The sequence below is a fragment of the Microbacterium sp. SORGH_AS_0888 genome, from assembly GCF_030818905.1.
Classification (GTDB): domain Bacteria; phylum Actinomycetota; class Actinomycetes; order Actinomycetales; family Microbacteriaceae; genus Microbacterium.
In genome coordinates this window covers 954,464-970,566 of sequence record NZ_JAUTAZ010000001.1, presented here as the reverse complement: position 1 = coordinate 970,566, position 16,103 = coordinate 954,464, and the positions used below count along the sequence as shown (strand labels likewise).

Genomic DNA, 16,103 nt, shown 5'->3' with positions numbered 1-16,103 from the left:
TCAGACGGCCTGGGCGAACGTCGTCTCGGCGGCGAGGTCCCGCGCCAGGTGCGCGAGCTCCGCGGGGATGTCGCGCCCCTTCGCGAGCATCGACTGCGCCCAGAGCCGTCCCGCGCGGTACGAGGAGCGCACGAGCGGACCGGCCAGCACGCCCAGGAAGCCGATCTGCTCGGCCTCGGCCTTGAACGCGACGAACTCGTCCGGCTTGACCCAGCGGGCGACGGGCAGATGCCGTGGCGACGGGCGCAGGTACTGCGTGATCGTGATGATGTCGCAGCCGGCGTCGTGCAGGTCGTGCAGCGCCTGGACGACCTCCTCGGGTTCCTCACCCATCCCGAGGATCAGGTTGGACTTCGTGATGAGACCCGCGGTGCGGGCCTGGGTGATCACATCGAGCGAGCGGTCGTACCGGAACGCGGGACGGATGCGCTTGAAGATGCGCGGCACCGTCTCGACGTTGTGCGCGAACACCTCCGGCCGCGCCTCGAAGATCTCGCCGAGCAGCGCGGGGTCGCCGTTGAAGTCGGTTGCGAGGATCTCGACGCCGGTGCCGGGGTTGTCGGCGTGGATGCGGCGCACGGTCTCGGCGTGCAGCCACGCACCCCCGTCGGGCAGGTCGTCGCGGGCGACCCCGGTGACGGTCGCGTAGCGCAGCTGCATCCGGCTCACGCTCTCGGCGACGCGCCGCGGCTCGTCCGTGTCGTAGTCGGCGGGCTTGCCGGTGTCGATCTGGCAGAAGTCGCAGCGGCGCGTGCACTGCGAGCCGCCGATGAGGAACGTGGCCTCCCGGTCTTCCCAGCACTCGAAGATGTTGGGGCAGCCCGCCTCCTGGCAGACCGTGTGCAGCTCCTCGGTCTTCACGAGCTGGTGCAGTTCGCGGTACTCCGGACCGAGCTTGGCCTTGGTCTTGATCCACTCCGGCTTGCGCTCGATCGGGGTCTGGGCGTTGCGGACCTCGAGGCGCAGCATCCTGCGCCCCTCGGGGGCGGCGCTCATGCGAGCACCCCCGCATACTCGTTCTCGAAGACCGCGATCACGGTGGGCAGGACGTCGCGCGGCGACACCTCGGCGCCGACGACCTCGCTCACGGTCGTCACACCGGCATCGGTGATCCCGCAGGGGATGATGTCCCGGAAGCCCGCGAGCGAGTTGTCGCAGTTGATCGCGAAGCCGTGCATCGTGACGCCCCGCTCGACCCGCACTCCGATCGCCGCGATCTTGTCCTCCGACAGCGGCCGGCGCACCCACACGCCGCTGCGGCCCTCGACCTGGTGGCCGTCGACGCCGTGGACGCGCAGGGCCTCGATCAGCAGCCGCTCCAGCCGCCGCACGTGCGCGACGACGTCCATCGGCTCGGCAAGCCGCACGATGGGGTAGCCGACGAGCTGCCCCGGCCCGTGCCAGGTGATCTTGCCACCCCGGTCGACGTCGATGACGGGCGTGCCGTCGGCCGGGCGCTCCTGTGGCTCGGTCCGTTTGCCGGCGGTGTAGACGGCCTCGTGCTCGAGCAGCAGCAGCGTGTCGGGCCGGTTCCCCGCGACGACATCCGCGTGCACGCGGCGCTGCAGCGCCCAGGCGTCGAGGTAGGGCACGTAGTCGGGGGCGAGGCCCAACGTCTCGGTCTGGAGCAACGACATCCCTCTCGTTTATGGATCGCGTCCAACAATACGCCGATCCGACGGCGCCGTACGCTGCTGTCATGTCCCGCATCGGCCGTCCCCGCGTGTCGTCGCGCGAGGTCATCGCGGAGGCCGCCTGCGAGCTGTTCCTCGAACAGGGGTACGCGGCGACCTCGATCTCCGACATCACGCGCCGCGCCGGCGTCGCGCGGTCCAGCTTCTTCAACTACTTCTCCGCCAAGGGAGCCGTGCTCTGGGCGAGCTTCGACGAACGGGCGGATGCCGCGCTGACGCGCCTCCGCGCCGGTGCGTCCGTCGCCGACGCGCTGGCGACGATCGGCGACGGACTCGACCCGGACGCGCTCGCGCTCGCGATCACGAACGCGGACGCCATGGGGATCGCGGACGAGCTCGAGCGCGACCGGGCCGTACGCCAGTTCCGCCTCCAGCGCGAGCTCACCGCCCGCTTCCTGCGCGACGGGCTGCCGCCGCTCCACGCCGCGGTGCGCGCGGGCGCCTTCGCCGCGGCGGTGCTCGCCGCCGTCTGGGCGTGGGCCGACCGCACGGGCTCCGGCCGCCCGCTCGCCGAGCTGCTCGCCGAGGCGCTCGCCGCCGTCTGAGGCCGGCTGCGGCGCAGCCTCGGTGAAGACACGTGAGGTCGTGCGGACGCTTCCGCGCGTGCCGGACAGGCATCGGGTGAGCGTGAGGAGAACGACATGACATCCGAGACCGATCCCGTGAACGTGGACACCGAACCCATCGACATCCTGCTGGAGCGCGCCGCACCGCCCCAGCCCGACCTCGGGGCGGCGCTGGCCCGCATGGCGGTCGAGGCGCGGCGCGAGGTGCGGCGTCGCCCCTCGCGAGCGGCGAAGGTCGCGCTCGGAGCCGGGCTCGCGGTGATCCTCACCGGCACGGCAGGAGTCGCCGCCGCGAGCGGGCTCCTCCCATGGCAGGCCTGGGCCGAAAGCACCCGACATCGCGTTCTCGTTCACGCTCCCCAGCGGTCGCACGTGCGAGACGCGCATCCTCGTGAACCCCGCGACCGACGGTGGCGACGGACGGCAGACGCCCGCACCGGACTCGCCGCACATGCGCGAGTGGCTGCAGCACACCGACCTGCTCGCGGGGTTCGACCTCGCTGCGGTCCTGCCCGCGGTGCCGCTGAACACGCGCGACTCCTTCTCGGTCCGAAGGCTCCCCGACGGCGGATACGAGCGCCTGCCGTGGCCGGATCCGGTCACGGTCGGCCCCGAGGCGGAGTCGCTGCGCGACTACACGGCGGACGAACGGTACCAGCGTGGCGTGGAGCTCTTCGTGTCCGAGAAGATCCGGCAGGAGTCGGAGCGCATCGGAGCGCGCGACTGGAGCACGAACGAGCAGACCGAATGCGAGCCCGTGCGGTGAGCGGCGGCTCCCGACGCGACGCGCACCTGACGTCGGTCATCGCGAGCGCCGCCCCCGCGCTCCTCGCGTATCTCCGCCGACGGGTCGGCCCCGACGATGCGCCGGACCTGGTGGGAGAGACCATGGTCGTGGCGTGGCGGCGGGTGTCCGAGCTGCCGGCGGACGCCGAAGGCGCACGGATGTGGCTCTTCGGCATCGCGCGGGTAAGCGTTCTCAACCACGCTCGCGGCGAACGCCGTCGCTGGGCGCTCGCTGACCGCATCCGCGAGCACACGGCCATGACGGCACCGCCCGCGGACGACGGCGCCGAGGTGCGCGATGCGATCGCCCGGCTCGATGCGGACCTCGCGGAGCTGGTGCGGCTCGTGCACTGGGACCGCCTCTCCCTCGCGGAGGCCGCCGAACTGCTCGGCATCCCCGCCTCGACGGCACGCGGCCGGTACGCGCGGGCGAAGGAGCAGCTGCGCAAGGCGCTCGCGGCCGCGGCTCCCGCGTAAACTCGTCACATCATGGCGACTTTCGGCACCCTCTCCGACCGGCTCACAGAGACCTTCCGCAACCTCCGCACCAAGGGCAAGCTCACGCCGGCGGACGTCGACGGCACGGTCCGCGAGATCCGCCGCGCGCTCCTCGACGCCGACGTGGCGCTCACGGTCGTGAAGGACTTCACGGCCAGGGTGCGCGAGCGTGCGCTCGGCGATGAGGTCAACCGTGCGCTGAACCCGGCACAGCAGGTCGTCCAGATCGTCAACGAGGAGCTCATCGAGATCCTGGGCGGTCAGCAGCGCCGCCTGCAGTTCGCGAAGACCCCGCCGACGGTGATCATGCTCGCGGGCCTGCAGGGCTCGGGCAAGACCACGTTCGCGGGCAAGCTCGCCCGCCAGCTCGAGAAAGAGGGGCACACCCCGCTCCTGGTCGCCGCCGACCTGCAGCGCCCGAACGCCGTGAACCAGCTCCAGGTCGTCGCCGAGCGCGCCGGTGCCGCGATCTACGCACCCGAGCCCGGCAACGGCGTCGGCGACCCCGTCCGCGTCTCCCGCGACGGCGTCGCGTATGCCACGCAGAAGCAGCACGACGTCGTCATCATCGACACGGCCGGCCGCCTCGGCGTCGATGCCGAGCTCATGCAGCAGGCCGCCGACATCCGCCGGGCGACCGAGCCCGACGAGGTCCTGTTCGTCATCGACGCGATGATCGGACAGGATGCGGTGAACACGGCGACCGCGTTCCAGGAGGGCGTCGACTTCACCGGTGTCGTGCTCTCCAAGCTCGACGGCGACGCGCACGGCGGTGCGGCGCTGAGCGTCGCGAGCGTCACCGGGCGTCCCATCATCTACGCCTCCACGGGGGAGGGTCTCGACGACCTCGAGGCGTTCCACCCCGACCGCATGGCCAGCCGCATCCTCGACCTCGGCGACGTCCTGACCCTCATCGAGCAGGCACAGCAGGCGTTCGACGAGGCCGAGGCCATGAAGGTCGCCGAGAAGCTCGCGACCGAGCAGTTCACGCTCGAGGACTTCCTCGAGCAGCTGCAGCAGATGAAGAAGATGGGCTCGATGAAGAAGATGCTCGGGATGCTCCCGGGCATGGGCCAGATGAAGCAGCAGCTCGACAACTTCGACGAGCGAGAGATCGACCGCACCGAGGCCATCATCCGCTCGATGACGCCGGGGGAGCGCCGCAACCCCAAGGTGCTCAACGGATCCCGTCGCCTGCGCATCGCGCGAGGCTCCGGCATGACGGTGACCGACGTGAACCAGCTCGTCCAGCGGTTCGAGCAGGCGGCGAAGATGATGAAGACGGTCGCGCGGGGCGGCGTTCCGCAGGTGCCCGGCATGGGGTCCATGGGCCGGCCCGGCGCGTCGAGCAAGCGCGGCAAGCAGCAGAAGGCGAAGGGATCGCGCTCGGGCAACCCGGCCAAGCGCGCCGCGGAGAACGCGGGGGCGGCGGCGGAGGCCTCCGCTCCCACCGGCTCGGGCTTCGGCCTGGGGGCGGGTCAGAAGGCGCCGAGCGCAGCCGACCTGGCCGAGCTCCAGCGCATGCTCGGCAAGGGCTGACCTCAGGGGAGGACGCCCGCGTCCTCCAGCTTGGCGTGCACGGCCTCCTCGATGGCCTGCTGCCCGCGGTAGGTGGGGTGGACGTCGTCCTCCTGCATCCAGTTCGGGTGCCCCGCGAGCGGCTGGCCGACGTCGAGGAACTCGCCGCCGACGAGGGCGATGGCGTCCCGCAGATCCGTGGAGGTCGTGCCCACCTCGTCCGGTGTCTCCTCCTCGTCGTTCCAGATCGTGCTCAGCCCGATGATCATCGCGTCGGGAGCGGCCTCGTGGATCTCCTGCACGGTCGACACGGTGGCGGCGTGGAGCGTCGCGGGGTCCTCGTCGAAGTCGTTGCTGGAGGACTGCACGATCGCGACGTCGGGCTGCAGCGCCGCAAGCGCCGGCACGAAGCCCGAGTAGGGCGTCCCGCAGTCCCCGACGGCGATGAAACCCATACCGCCGCAGGCGAGGTTGGTCAGGGACACGTGGGCCTTGTTCGCGAGCAGCACGGGCCAGGCCTCGCCGACGTCGAGCCCGTATCCCGACATGATCGAATCGCCGATCGTGACGATCCGCATCCGGTTCGCGTAGGTCGAGGTCGGGTTCGGGTTCGGCGTGACGACCGAGAACGTCGGAGGCGGGGATGCGCAGCCGGCCGCCGCCAGCACCGTGAGGCAAGCCCCGGCCACGAGGGGACCGCGGAGGAGTCGCCGGCGCGTCATAGCCGAAGCGTACGGGGAGAAACCTAGGACTGCGCCGTGTGCTCAGCCGCCCAGGAGCTCCCGGCGGGCCGGCCCCGCGCGGAACTCGCGGATCAGATGATCCACGACCGCCCGCAGGTCTCCGCCCGATGCCTCGGCGACCGCGATCTGGCGCTCGTAGCTCGCGCCCTGCGACAGGATCGTCTCCAAGCCCGCGAACTCGGGCTCGCACCGGAGCTCCTGCGCCGTCGTGCCCAGCCGGGCGATCGTCTCGGCGAGATGATCGCGGACGGGCTCCTGGCGGCCGTCGGCGTCGACGATCACCCGCGCGTCGAGACCGTACCGGGCGGCGCGCCACTTGTTCTCGCGCACGAACCACGGCTGCAGCACGGGCAGATCCTCGCCCGCGTCGAGCCGGCGGGAGAAGTCCTCCACGAGTGCCTGCGTGAGAGCGGCCACCGCCGCGAGCTCGGGCAGGCTCGACATCCCGTCGCACGCCCGTACCTCGACGGTGCCCCAGCGCGGCGCCGGGCGCACGTCCCACCGCACCTCGGTCGCATCCGCCATCACGCCCGTGCGCACCATGTCGTCCAGATACGACTCGTAGGCGCGCCAGTCGGCCAGCGGCCACGGCAGGCCCGCCGTCGGCAGCTGCTGGAACACGAGCGCCCGGTTCGAGGCGTATCCGGTGCGATCTCCGGCCCAGAACGGGCTGGAGGCGGACAGCGCCTGCAGGTGCGGCAGGTAGGCGGAGAGGGCGTTGACGATGGGCATGACCTTGTCGACGTCGTCGACGCCGATGTGCACGTGGATGCCCCAGATCATCATGTTCCGGCCCCACCACTGCGTGCGCTCGATGAGCGTGTGGTACCGCGTCTTGTCGGAGACCTGCTGGTCGAACCACTGCGCGAAGGGGTGGCTGCCGGCGCACAGCAGCTCGATGCCCGCCGGATCGGTGACGGTGCGCAGCGCCGCGATCGCGTCGGCGATGTCGTCGACCGCCGTCTCGACGGTGTCGCCGACGCCGCTGGTGACCTCGACCGTGTTGGTGAGCAGCTCGCCCGTCACGGTGAACCGCTCGGGCGCGGTCGTCTCCTCGAGCGCGGCGATCACCTCCGGGGCACGGGGCACGAGATCCCCGGTGGCACCGTCGGCGAGCATCAGCTCCCATTCGATTCCCACGGTCGAGCGGGAAGAGGTCGCGAAAGGCACGGTCACGCGGTCAGTCTGACACGACGCCGGCGCGCGTTCGCGGCGGGCGTCATCATCTGGCAAAATAGGCGGTTGGACCGCCGTCCGACCCTCTATCCGACGGCGTCCGCCCCCAGAGCTTCCGCCGGGTGTGCACCCCACGCTCCAGGCGACCGGTTCATCATCATTCACACGTTCAGGAGAATCGTGGCTGTCAAGATCCGTCTCAAGCGACTCGGCAAGATCCGTGCGCCCTACTACCGCATCGTCGTGGCCGACTCGCGCACCAAGCGCGATGGTCGTGTCATCGAGGAGATCGGCAAGTACCACCCCACCGAGCAGCCTTCGCTCATCGAGGTCGACTCGGAGCGCGCGCAGTACTGGCTCGGCGTCGGCGCCCAGCCGACCGAGCAGGTGCTCGTGCTGCTGAAGCTCACCGGCGACTGGGGTCGCTTCAAGGGCGACAAGAACGCCGTCTCGACCGTCCAGGTCGCCGAGGCCAAGCAGGCGTTCGAGGCCGACACCGACAAGAAGTCGGTCGTCAAGCCCAAGGCCGAGAAGAAGGCAGAGCCCGAGGCCGCGGCGCCCGAGGCCGAGGCGGCCGACGAGGCCGTCGAGAGCACCGAGGCGTAGTCGGTGCTGGCCGCTGCGCTCGAGCACGTCGTCAAGGGGATCGTCGATCACCCGGAAGACGTGCGCATCGCCTCCTCCACGTCGCCGCGCGGCGACGTGCTCGAGGTGCACGTGCACCCGGATGACCGGGGGCGCGTGATCGGACGTGGCGGCCGCACCGCCAAGGCCCTGCGGACCGTCGTGGGGGCGCTCGCCGCCCCCGGACGCGTCCGCGTCGACGTCGCAGACGACTGATGTCCGACGTCCCCACCTCCCCGCAGGGAGCGGGCGCCGCGCGCGCCCCCCGGCCCGGCAAGACGCAGCTGCGCGTCGGCCGGCTCGTCAAGGCCCACGGGCTCAAGGGCGCCCTCAAGCTCGAGCTGTACACGGACGACCCCGATGGCCGTTTCGTGCCCGGGGCGGTGTTCACGCTGCAGGTCCCCGACTCGTCGCCGTGGTTCGGCAAGACCGTCACCGTGCGCGAGTTCAAGTGGATGAACTCTCACCCCGTCGTCTTCCTGGAGGGCGTCGACGACCGCTCCGGCGCCGAGGGGCTCGTGCGTGCGATCCTGTGGATCGACGAGGACACCGATGCGCCCGCCGAGGACGACGCGTGGTACGACCACCAGCTGGTGGGACTCGACGTGGTCCGTGACGGCGTGAGCGTGGGCCGCGTCATCCGGGTCGAGCACCTGCCCGCCCAGGATCTGCTGATCGTCGCGCACGGCGATCGGGAGGTCCTCGTGCCGTTCGTGAAGGCGATCGTGCCCGAGGTGGATGTCGTCGCCGGCCGAGTGACCGTGACCCCGCCCACGGGCCTGTTCGAGGAGATCCCGGCCGACCCGGACGAGCCCGAGCCGCCGCGCGACGTCGAGGACTGACCGGTGCGCGTCGACGTCGTCACGATCTTCCCCGGCTTCTTCGACGTCCTCGAGGTGTCGCTCCTCGGCAGGGCCCGCGAGCGCGGTCTGCTGGAGGTGCACGTCCACGACCTGCGCGAGTTCACCTCGGACCGCCACCGGACGGTCGATGACACCCCCTACGGCGGGGGAGCGGGCATGGTCATGAAGCCCGAGCCCTGGGGGCTGGCGCTGGACGCCCTCGCGGCACAGGCGCCCACGCCCCCCACGATCGTCTTCCCCTCGCCGGCGGGCGAGCTGTTCTCGCAGGCCACCGCGCAGGAGTGGTCCGAGCGTGAGCACCTGATCATCGGGTGCGGCCGCTACGAGGGCATCGACGAGCGGGTCTTCGCCTACGCCGCGACGCTCGGCGAGGTGCGGCTCGTGAGCCTCGGCGACTACGTCCTCAACGGCGGCGAGGTCGCGGCCATGGCGATGATCGAGGCCGTCGGGCGCCTCGTGCCCGGTGTCGTGGGAAACCCCGCCTCCCTCGTCGAGGAGTCCCACTCCGACGGTCTGCTGGAGTACCCCTCATACACGAAGCCCGCCTCCTGGCGCGGGCTCGACGTGCCCGATGTGCTGCTGAGCGGACATCACGGCAGGGTCGCCGAGTGGCGACATGAGCAGCAGCTCGAGCGCACGCGCACGCGTCGCCCCGACCTCCTGCCCTGACGCCCCGCCCTCGGGCTCGCGCCTCAGTCGACGCCGAGGAACGAGCGGTCGGTCAGCACGACGGGCCCGTCGGCGGTGACCGCGATCGTGTGCTCGCTGTGCGCGCCGCGGGAGCCGTCGGCGCTGCGCAGGGTCCAGCCGTCGGGGTCCGTGATCAGCTCGTCCGTCGTGGCGAGCAGCCACGGCTCGATCGCCACGACCAGCCCGGGCCGCAGCGGATACCCGCGGCCCGGCTTGCCGTCGTTGGGGACGTGTGGGTCGCCGTGCATCTCGCGGCCGACGCCGTGCCCGCCGAAGTCGGTGTTGATCGAGTAGCCCTCGGCGTGCGCCACGTCGGCGATCGTGGCCGAGAGGTCGCCGACGCGGTGATCCACGGTCGCCGCCGAGATCGCGGCATCCAGCGCGCGCCGGGTCGTGTCGATGAGGCGGAGGTCCTCGTCGCGCGGCGTTCCCACCACGAACGACACGGCCGAGTCCGCGACCCAGCCGTCGACGGATGCCGCGAAGTCGAGCGTGACCAGGTCGCCGTCGCGCAGCGTGTAGTCGAAGGGGAGCCCGTGCAGCACGGCGTCGTTGACGGAGGTGCACAGCACCTTGCCGAAGGGCATCGCGCCGAAGGAGGGGTGGTAGTCGATGTAGCAGGAGGTCGCGCCGGCCTTGCGGATCATCTCGTGCGCGCGACGGTCGAGCGAGAGCAGGTTGGATCCGACCCGGGTCTCGTCGCGAAGCGTCGCGAGGACCTCCGCGACGAACCGGCCCGCGGGCCGCATCTGCTCGATCTCGGCCGGGGTGCGCAGCTCGATCATGGTGCTCCTTCTTTTCTCCTCCATTGTGCCGCCCCGGCTGTGGGGATGCGGTGAGAACGCGCGCGGTCCGCCCCGTGACCGCCGCTCGCGCGTACCATCTGAGGCATGTGGATCCGGAAGGCGTTCTTCCGCTGGCTCATCCCCGCGGCGTTCCTGCTTCCGCTCTGGCTCTTCGTCGGCTGGGGCCTGTTCAGCGCGGGCGGCTGGGCCTTCGTCTGGATGTTCTTCCTCGCGATCCCCTCCGTGTTCCTCGGCCAGCTGGCGCTGGCGCTCCTGGTCCGCGCTCGCGCCAGCGTCCGCGCCGAGCGCGCCGTCTCCTGGTGGGATGTCGCCGGCTTCGGCGTCTGGAACGCGCTCACGATCGCGCTCGGCTTCTACGGGCAGACGTGGTGGGCGCCGATGTTCGTGCTCACGGTCATCGTCGGTGTCGGCCTCTTCTGGCTGACGCTCTGGCAGCTGTGGCGCGAGGCGCGCCCCTCCGCCGTGCTGCTGCGGGCGACCGACGGCACGGCCTACATCCCGCCGCGCGCCGAGGCGCCCCCGCGCACCGGGCCCGAGGTCATCGTGGTGAAGGAGAGCCCGCGTCCGTAGTTTGGTCGCGCGGCCCGGGCGTGGCAGAATAGTTGTTTGTGCCCCGGCCCGGCTCTGCCACAGGGGAGCCCGTCGCCCGCCAATCGCGGTCGGCCACCGGCACATCACATCCCCATACCTATATCCGCCGTCCGACCTGTGGCGGCGGCAGAGAGACAAGACCATGCAGATCCTCGACGCCCTCGATGCGGCCTCGCTCCGCTCGGACATCCCCGACTTCGCCCCCGGCGACACCGTCAAGGTGCACGTGAACATCACCGAGGGCAACCGCTCGCGTATCCAGGTCTTCCAGGGCGTGGTCATCGGCCGTTCGGGCGATGGCGTCCGCGAGACCTTCACGGTCCGCAAGATCAGCTTCCAGGTCGGCGTCGAGCGCACCTTCCCGGTCCACTCGCCGGTGATCGACCACATCGAGGTCGTCACCCGCGGCGACGTGCGCCGCGCCAAGCTGTACTACCTGCGCAACCTTCGCGGCAAGAAGGCCAAGATCAAGGAGAAGCGCGACAACTGATCTCGCGCGAAGGGCCCCGGGAGACCGGGGCCCTTTCCGTTGCGCCGTGCACGAGAGCGCCCGTCGGGTGTGCGACGCTAGGTGATGCGGCCGCAGGAGCCGCACGAAGGACGTCACATGAGCACCGACGAGACGGCACCCGCGCCCTCCCGATCCCGTAACCGATCGCGTGGAACGCTCCGTTTCCTCCGCGACGTCGCGATCATCATCGTCATCGCGCTCGTCGTCTCGTTCGCCGTCAAGACCTTCCTCGTCCGCTCGTTCTACATCCCGTCGGCGTCGATGGAGACCACGCTGATGGTGCAGGACCGCATCCTCGTCGACGAGATCACGCCGCGCTTCGGCGGCTATTCGCGCGGCGACGTGGTCGTGTTCCGCGACCCGGGGGGCTGGCTCGACCCGAAGCCGGCGACCGCGCCGCAGAATCCGCTCGCGGCCGCCGGGGACTGGCTGCTCTCGCTCGTGGGACTCAGCGCCTCGGACAGCGACGACCACCTCATCAAGCGCATCATCGGTCTTCCGGGCGACCACGTCGTGTGCTGCAATCAGCTCGGTCAGATCACGGTCAACGGCACGGCGATCGACGAGACCTCGTACATCAACGTCTCCGCGGGAGAGCCGGCATCCGCGCTCGCCTTCGACGTGACGGTGCCGGCGAACTCGCTGTGGGTGCTGGGCGACAACCGGAACCGTTCCAAGGACTCCCGCTACAACCAGGACCAGCCGGGCAAGGGCTTCGTCCCGATGGACAACGTCGTGGGCCGTGCCTTCGTCATCACCTGGCCCTTCAGCAGGTTCGGACCGATCGACTTCCACCACGCCGTGTTCGCCGGCGTGCCGAGCCCCGCCGGCGGGTCCGGATGACGGTGGCCGTCCCCACGCTCGGCCTCGAGCGGCGGCTGCTGCGGGAGCACCCGCTCGTGGTGGCCTGCGACGAGGTCGGTCGCGGCGCGCTCGCCGGCCCCGTCGCGGTCGGCGCAGCAGCCGTGGGCGTGCGACACGCACGGCGACGGATGCCGGACGGCCTGCGCGACTCCAAGCTGATCCCCGAGTCGCGACGCGCGGCCGTGGCCGAGCGCGCCGCCGCCTGGGTGGAGGCGAGCGCGGTCGGCTGGGCGAGCTCGCAGGAGGTCGACGAGGTCGGGATCATCCGTGCGCTCGGGATCGCGGCGCACCGGGCGATCGCGGGCCTCGGGCTGGACCTGGCGGACGCCGTCCTGATCCTCGACGGGAACCACGACTACATCAGCCTCGCCGGCCCTGCTCCGTGCGCGGTCACCACGGTCGTGAAGGCCGACCGCGACTGCGCGAGCGCGGCGGCGGCCTCGGTCGTCGCGAAGGTGGCGCGCGACGGCCACATGGTCGCGCTGCACGAGACCGCGCCCGCATACGGATGGCTGCGCAACAAGGGATACGCGAGCCTCGAGCACCGCGCCGCGATCCGCGAGCACGGGCTGAGCGTCCACCACCGCACGAGCTGGGCGATCTCCGATGCCCCGACGCTGTTCTAGGCTGGACACACCATGGATGACGACGTCTTCGAGGACTACGACCGCGAGCTGGAGCTCGCGCTCTACAAGGAGTACCGCGACGTCGTGTCGCAGTTCCAGTACGTGATCGAGACGGAGCGCAGGTTCTATCTCGCGAACGAGGTGAACGTCGTGCGCCGCGACACGGAGCACGACTTCTACTTCGAGATCTCGATGACGGATGTGTGGGTGTGGGACATCTACCGCGCCGACCGCTTCGTGAAGTCCGTGCGGGTGCTGACCTTCAAGGACGTGAACGTCGAGGAGCTGACACGGCGCGACTTCCAGCTTCCCGAGGAGCTCTCGCTCGACAGCTGAGCGCGTCATCCTCTCCTCCCCAGGCGGCGCGGCGATGCCGCTCCTCCACGGATCCTGCGGGAGGACCTCCGCGGGGCGCTGCCGGCGGCCAGCCTGGTCCGCATGGCGGAGAAAGACGAACTGGGACGCCGCGGCGAACAGGCGGCAGCCGACTACCTGATCGGATGCGGGTGGCGCATCCTGCAGCGGAACTGGCGGTGTCCCGCGGGCGAGCTCGACATCGTGGCGCATGACGGCACGGAGATCGTCGTCGTCGAGGTGAAGACGCGTCGCAGCGACCTGTTCGGCCATCCCTTCGAGGCGGTGGACGCGCGCAAGCGTGCGCGTCTGTGGCGACTCGCGCTCGCCTGGTGCACGGCACATCCCGTCCTGGCGCGCGGCACCCGGATCCGGGTCGACGCGATCGCCCTGCTCGGCACGGGCCCGTTCCGCATCGAGCACCTGCGAGACCTCCGGTGAGCGTCGTGCGCACGTGGGCGGTCGCTCTCGTCGGTCTGGAGGGCACACCCGTCGAGGTCGAGGCCGACCTCAGCAAGCAGACGCCGGAGTTCCGCATCATCGGGTTGGGCGACAGGGCGCTCGGCGAGGCGGTCCAGCGGGTCACCAACGCCTGCGCCAACTCGGGGCTGGAGCTCTCCCGGCGGCGTCTCACGGTCAACCTGTCGCCGGCGAGCCTGCCCAAGCACGGCTCCGGCTTCGACCTCGCGATCGCGGTCGCGGCCATCGCGGAGGAGTTCCGCCTCGAGGAGCGCTCTCTGGCACGCACGGTCCATCTGGCGGAGCTGGGTCTGGACGGGCGCCTGCGGCCGGTGTCCGGTGTCCTGCCGGCGGTCGCCGCGGCGGCGCGCGCGGGCTTCTCGCGCATCGTCGTGCCGCACGCCGCTGCCGCCGAGGCCGGGCTCGTTCCCGGCATCGAGGTCGTCGGAGCCGTGTCGCTCGCCGAGGTGGCGCGGCTCCACGGCGCCGAGGTCGCGGTGCCGGACTGCGCGCCGGTCGCGGTGCCCGTGCCCGACGTGTCCGAGCCGGAGGTCCCCGACCTGGCCGATGTGGTGGGGCAACCCGACGCCGTCGCCGCCCTCGTGACGGCCGCGGCGGGCGGGCATCATCTGCTCCTCAGCGGACCGCCCGGGGCGGGCAAGACCATGCTGGCGCAGCGACTGCCCGGAATCCTGCCGCCGCTGGACGAGCAGGCGGCGCTCGTCGCGGCGTGCGTACGGTCGTTGTCCGGGACCCCGGTGACGACGCTCTCCCGGGTGCCTCCGCTCGAGGCTCCGCACCACAGTGCGACGATGGCCGCGCTCGTCGGGGGCGGCTCGCGCGTGATCCGGCCGGGCGCCATCGCGCGCGCCAGCGAGGGCGTCCTCTTCCTCGACGAGGCCGGCGAGTTCGCCGCGAGCGTGCTCGACGCGCTGCGGCAGCCGCTGGAGCGCGGATGGATCGACATCCATCGTTCCGGCGTCTCCGCACGCTATCCCGCGCGCTTCCAGCTGGTGCTCGCGACGAACCCGTGTCCGTGTGGCAACTACGGCGTGAGAGGCGCCTCGTGCGAATGCCCGCCCATGGCGATCCGCCGTTACCTGGGGCGGCTCTCGGGTCCCCTGCGCGACCGCATCGACATCGAGCTGCAGGTGCGTCCGGTCTCGCGTGCGGGAGGACACGACCCCGCCGAGCGGATGTCGTCGGCCGCCGCCCGTGCGCAGGTCGGTGCCGCACGCGATCGAGCGGCGGAGCGCCTGCGGGGGACGCCGTGGCAGCGCAACGCCGAGGTCCCCGGCTCGTGGCTCCGAGACGGGCCGCATGCGCCGCCGCTGCCGGTGCGACGGCCGTTGGACGCGGCGCTGGAGCGCGGAGCGCTGACGCTGCGGGGCTACGACCGGGTCCTGCGGCTGGCGTGGACGCTCGCCGATCTGGCTCGGCATGATCGGCTCGAGGCATCGGACATCGGGCGGGCACTGTTCCTGAAGAAGGGGATCGCCCCGTGACGGCCCCGCCGCTCGACGCGCTGCTCACCGCGGCGGGGGAGGCCTCCGCGGTCGCGGGGGCGCCGGACGACCCCGCGACGCCCGAGCGGGCGGCCCGGGCGCTGTGGGCGACCCTCGCCGAGCCGGGCGACGGCGTGGCGGGTGCGCTCGTCGCCGCGTTGGGCGCCGCCGAGTCCTACCGTCGGGTCTTCGTGGCCCAGGACGGCCGCGCGGCCTCGGATGCCGGGATCGCGCCGGCCGAGCTGCGCGCGGGCACGGCGCGATGGATCCCGAGGCTGGGGGAGCACGCCCTCGCGCGGACGCTCGTGGGCGCATCCCGCTGCCACGCGCGACTGCTGACGCCCGACTCCGAGCACTGGCCGGCGGGCGCCGACGACCTGGGCGCCCATGCGCCCCTGTGCGTGTGGGTACGCGGCCGTGTGCCGCGGTTCGACGCCGCGCAGGGAGCCGTCGCGGTCGTCGGGGCGCGCGCGGCCACCGCCTACGGCGAGCACGTGGCGGGCGAGCTCGCCGCGGGCATCGCCGAAAGCGGAGCGCTCGTCGTCTCCGGCGGTGCGTACGGCATCGACGGTGCGGCGCACCGGGGCGCGCTCGCGGTGCGCGGGAGCACCGTGGCGGTGCTCGCCGGCGGCGCCGACACGCTCTACCCACGCGGTCACACCGACCTGCTCGAGCGCATCCTCCGCGACGGCGGCGCCCTCGTCTCCGAGGTCCCGTGCGGCACGGCTCCCACGCGCTGGCGTTTTCTCGCGCGCAACCGGCTGATCGCCGCGTTCTCCGCTGCCACCGTCGTCGTGGAGGCGGGGGCGCGCAGCGGCTCGCTGAACACCGCGGGGCATGCGGCGTCGATCGGTCGCCCACTGGGCGCCGTGCCAGGTCCGGTGACGAGTGCGGCGTCCATCGGCTGTCATCGGCTGCTGCGGGACTACGACGCGCGCTGCGTCACCTCGGCCGCCGAGGCGTTGGAGCTGATCGGCCGCGGCGAGCCGGAACCGCTCGACCTGGGCGAGTGGACCGGCGACCGCACGCGGCTGCGTGACGCCCTGAGCCGCACGACGTTCCGTGAGCCGGGTCAGGTGGCCGCACGCAGCGGCATGGCGATCTCGGAGGTCGAGGCGCTGCTGGGGGCATTGCTCCTCGAGGGCGCCGTCGAGCACGGCGCCGCGGGGTGGCGACTCCGAAGCGGGTGAGCGCGCCCTGAGCGCAGCGTGCCGGGATGGGGGCATCCT

At 71.8% G+C, this 16,103-nt stretch carries 21 protein-coding genes; 16 read left to right on the top strand and 5 right to left on the bottom strand.

Annotated elements, in window-relative coordinates:
• Positions 1-996: a lipoyl synthase gene (gene lipA, locus QE381_RS04795; RefSeq protein ID WP_307215956.1), complete on the bottom strand. Its 996-nt coding sequence runs from the start codon at positions 994-996 to the stop codon at positions 1-3.
• Positions 993-1,637, bottom strand: a complete 645-nt coding sequence (gene lipB, locus QE381_RS04790) for a lipoyl(octanoyl) transferase LipB (protein WP_373426913.1) — start codon at positions 1,635-1,637, stop codon at positions 993-995. Before lipB ends, lipA begins: the two co-directional genes overlap by 4 nt.
• A 62-nt stretch (positions 1,638-1,699) precedes the next feature.
• On the opposite strand from lipB, the gene QE381_RS04785 reads away from it, so the two are divergent.
• From QE381_RS04785 to ffh, 4 genes are all read left to right on the top strand, one after another.
• Positions 1,700-2,239, top strand: coding sequence for a TetR/AcrR family transcriptional regulator (locus QE381_RS04785; RefSeq protein ID WP_307215954.1), 540 nt, complete (start codon positions 1,700-1,702; stop codon positions 2,237-2,239).
• Between the two features lie 412 nt (positions 2,240-2,651).
• The gene (locus QE381_RS04780) at positions 2,652-3,026 is read left to right on the top strand and encodes a hypothetical protein (RefSeq protein WP_307215952.1); all 375 of its coding nucleotides are present in this window, start codon (positions 2,652-2,654) and stop codon (positions 3,024-3,026) included.
• Positions 3,008-3,523, top strand: a complete 516-nt coding sequence (locus QE381_RS04775; protein WP_307215951.1) for an RNA polymerase sigma factor — start codon at positions 3,008-3,010, stop codon at positions 3,521-3,523. The genes QE381_RS04780 and QE381_RS04775 overlap by 19 nt, the downstream gene beginning before the upstream one ends.
• Before the next feature lie 12 nt (positions 3,524-3,535).
• A complete protein-coding gene (ffh, locus tag QE381_RS04770) occupies positions 3,536-5,083 on the top strand; it encodes a signal recognition particle protein (RefSeq protein WP_307215949.1) in 1,548 nt (515 codons plus the stop codon).
• 2 nt (positions 5,084-5,085) lie between these two features.
• Here ffh and QE381_RS04765 read toward each other — a convergent pair whose 3' ends face one another.
• Positions 5,086-5,784: an SGNH/GDSL hydrolase family protein gene (locus tag QE381_RS04765; protein WP_307215947.1), complete on the bottom strand. Its 699-nt coding sequence runs from the start codon at positions 5,782-5,784 to the stop codon at positions 5,086-5,088.
• Between the two features lie 42 nt (positions 5,785-5,826).
• Positions 5,827-6,981 carry a glutamate--cysteine ligase gene (locus tag QE381_RS04760; RefSeq protein ID WP_307215946.1) on the bottom strand — a complete coding sequence of 385 codons (1,155 nt, stop codon included), beginning with the start codon at positions 6,979-6,981 and terminating at the stop codon, positions 5,827-5,829.
• Positions 6,982-7,161: 180 nt separating this feature from the next.
• On the opposite strand from QE381_RS04760, the gene rpsP reads away from it, so the two are divergent.
• The 4 genes from rpsP to trmD are packed head-to-tail and all read left to right on the top strand — an operon-like array spanning position 7,162 to position 9,137.
• On the top strand, positions 7,162-7,587 hold the full coding sequence (gene rpsP / locus QE381_RS04755; protein WP_307215944.1) for a 30S ribosomal protein S16: 426 nt from the start codon (positions 7,162-7,164) through the stop codon (positions 7,585-7,587).
• Between the two features lie 3 nt (positions 7,588-7,590).
• Entirely contained in the window at positions 7,591-7,821 is a 231-nt protein-coding gene (locus QE381_RS04750; protein WP_307215943.1) for an RNA-binding protein, read from the top strand.
• Positions 7,821-8,447, top strand: a complete 627-nt coding sequence (gene rimM, locus QE381_RS04745) for a ribosome maturation factor RimM (protein WP_307215941.1) — start codon at positions 7,821-7,823, stop codon at positions 8,445-8,447. Before QE381_RS04750 ends, rimM begins: the two co-directional genes overlap by 1 nt.
• 3 nt (positions 8,448-8,450) lie before the next feature.
• The gene (gene trmD / locus QE381_RS04740; RefSeq protein WP_307215939.1) at positions 8,451-9,137 is read left to right on the top strand and encodes a tRNA (guanosine(37)-N1)-methyltransferase TrmD; all 687 of its coding nucleotides are present in this window, start codon (positions 8,451-8,453) and stop codon (positions 9,135-9,137) included.
• A 23-nt stretch (positions 9,138-9,160) separates the two neighbouring features.
• Here trmD and map read toward each other — a convergent pair whose 3' ends face one another.
• Positions 9,161-9,943, bottom strand: coding sequence for a type I methionyl aminopeptidase (gene map / locus QE381_RS04735; protein ID WP_307215937.1), 783 nt, complete (start codon positions 9,941-9,943; stop codon positions 9,161-9,163).
• A gap of 105 nt (positions 9,944-10,048) precedes the next feature.
• On the opposite strand from map, the gene QE381_RS04730 reads away from it, so the two are divergent.
• The 8 genes from QE381_RS04730 to dprA all read left to right on the top strand — a co-directional run bounded on the left by QE381_RS04730 (position 10,049) and on the right by dprA (position 16,064).
• Entirely contained in the window at positions 10,049-10,534 is a 486-nt protein-coding gene (locus QE381_RS04730) for an MFS transporter permease (protein WP_307215935.1), read from the top strand.
• A 163-nt stretch (positions 10,535-10,697) separates the two neighbouring features.
• Positions 10,698-11,045, top strand: a complete 348-nt coding sequence (gene rplS, locus QE381_RS04725) for a 50S ribosomal protein L19 (protein ID WP_307215933.1) — start codon at positions 10,698-10,700, stop codon at positions 11,043-11,045.
• Positions 11,046-11,162: 117 nt separating this feature from the next.
• Positions 11,163-11,909 carry a signal peptidase I gene (gene lepB / locus QE381_RS04720; RefSeq protein ID WP_307215930.1) on the top strand — a complete coding sequence of 249 codons (747 nt, stop codon included), beginning with the start codon at positions 11,163-11,165 and terminating at the stop codon, positions 11,907-11,909.
• Positions 11,906-12,556 carry a ribonuclease HII gene (locus tag QE381_RS04715; protein WP_307215928.1) on the top strand — a complete coding sequence of 217 codons (651 nt, stop codon included), beginning with the start codon at positions 11,906-11,908 and terminating at the stop codon, positions 12,554-12,556. The genes lepB and QE381_RS04715 overlap by 4 nt, the downstream gene beginning before the upstream one ends.
• Positions 12,557-12,568: 12 nt before the next feature.
• The gene (locus QE381_RS04710) at positions 12,569-12,892 is read left to right on the top strand and encodes a DUF2469 family protein (RefSeq protein ID WP_307215927.1); all 324 of its coding nucleotides are present in this window, start codon (positions 12,569-12,571) and stop codon (positions 12,890-12,892) included.
• Between the two features lie 102 nt (positions 12,893-12,994).
• A complete protein-coding gene (locus tag QE381_RS04705; protein WP_307215926.1) occupies positions 12,995-13,351 on the top strand; it encodes a YraN family protein in 357 nt (118 codons plus the stop codon).
• Positions 13,348-14,874 carry a YifB family Mg chelatase-like AAA ATPase gene (locus QE381_RS04700; RefSeq protein ID WP_307215924.1) on the top strand — a complete coding sequence of 509 codons (1,527 nt, stop codon included), beginning with the start codon at positions 13,348-13,350 and terminating at the stop codon, positions 14,872-14,874. Before QE381_RS04705 ends, QE381_RS04700 begins: the two co-directional genes overlap by 4 nt.
• Positions 14,871-16,064 (top strand): DNA-processing protein DprA, encoded by a 1,194-nt coding sequence (gene dprA / locus QE381_RS04695; RefSeq protein ID WP_307215923.1) that lies wholly within the window; start codon positions 14,871-14,873, stop codon positions 16,062-16,064. The genes QE381_RS04700 and dprA overlap by 4 nt, the downstream gene beginning before the upstream one ends.
• Positions 16,065-16,103 lie beyond the last annotated feature (39 nt).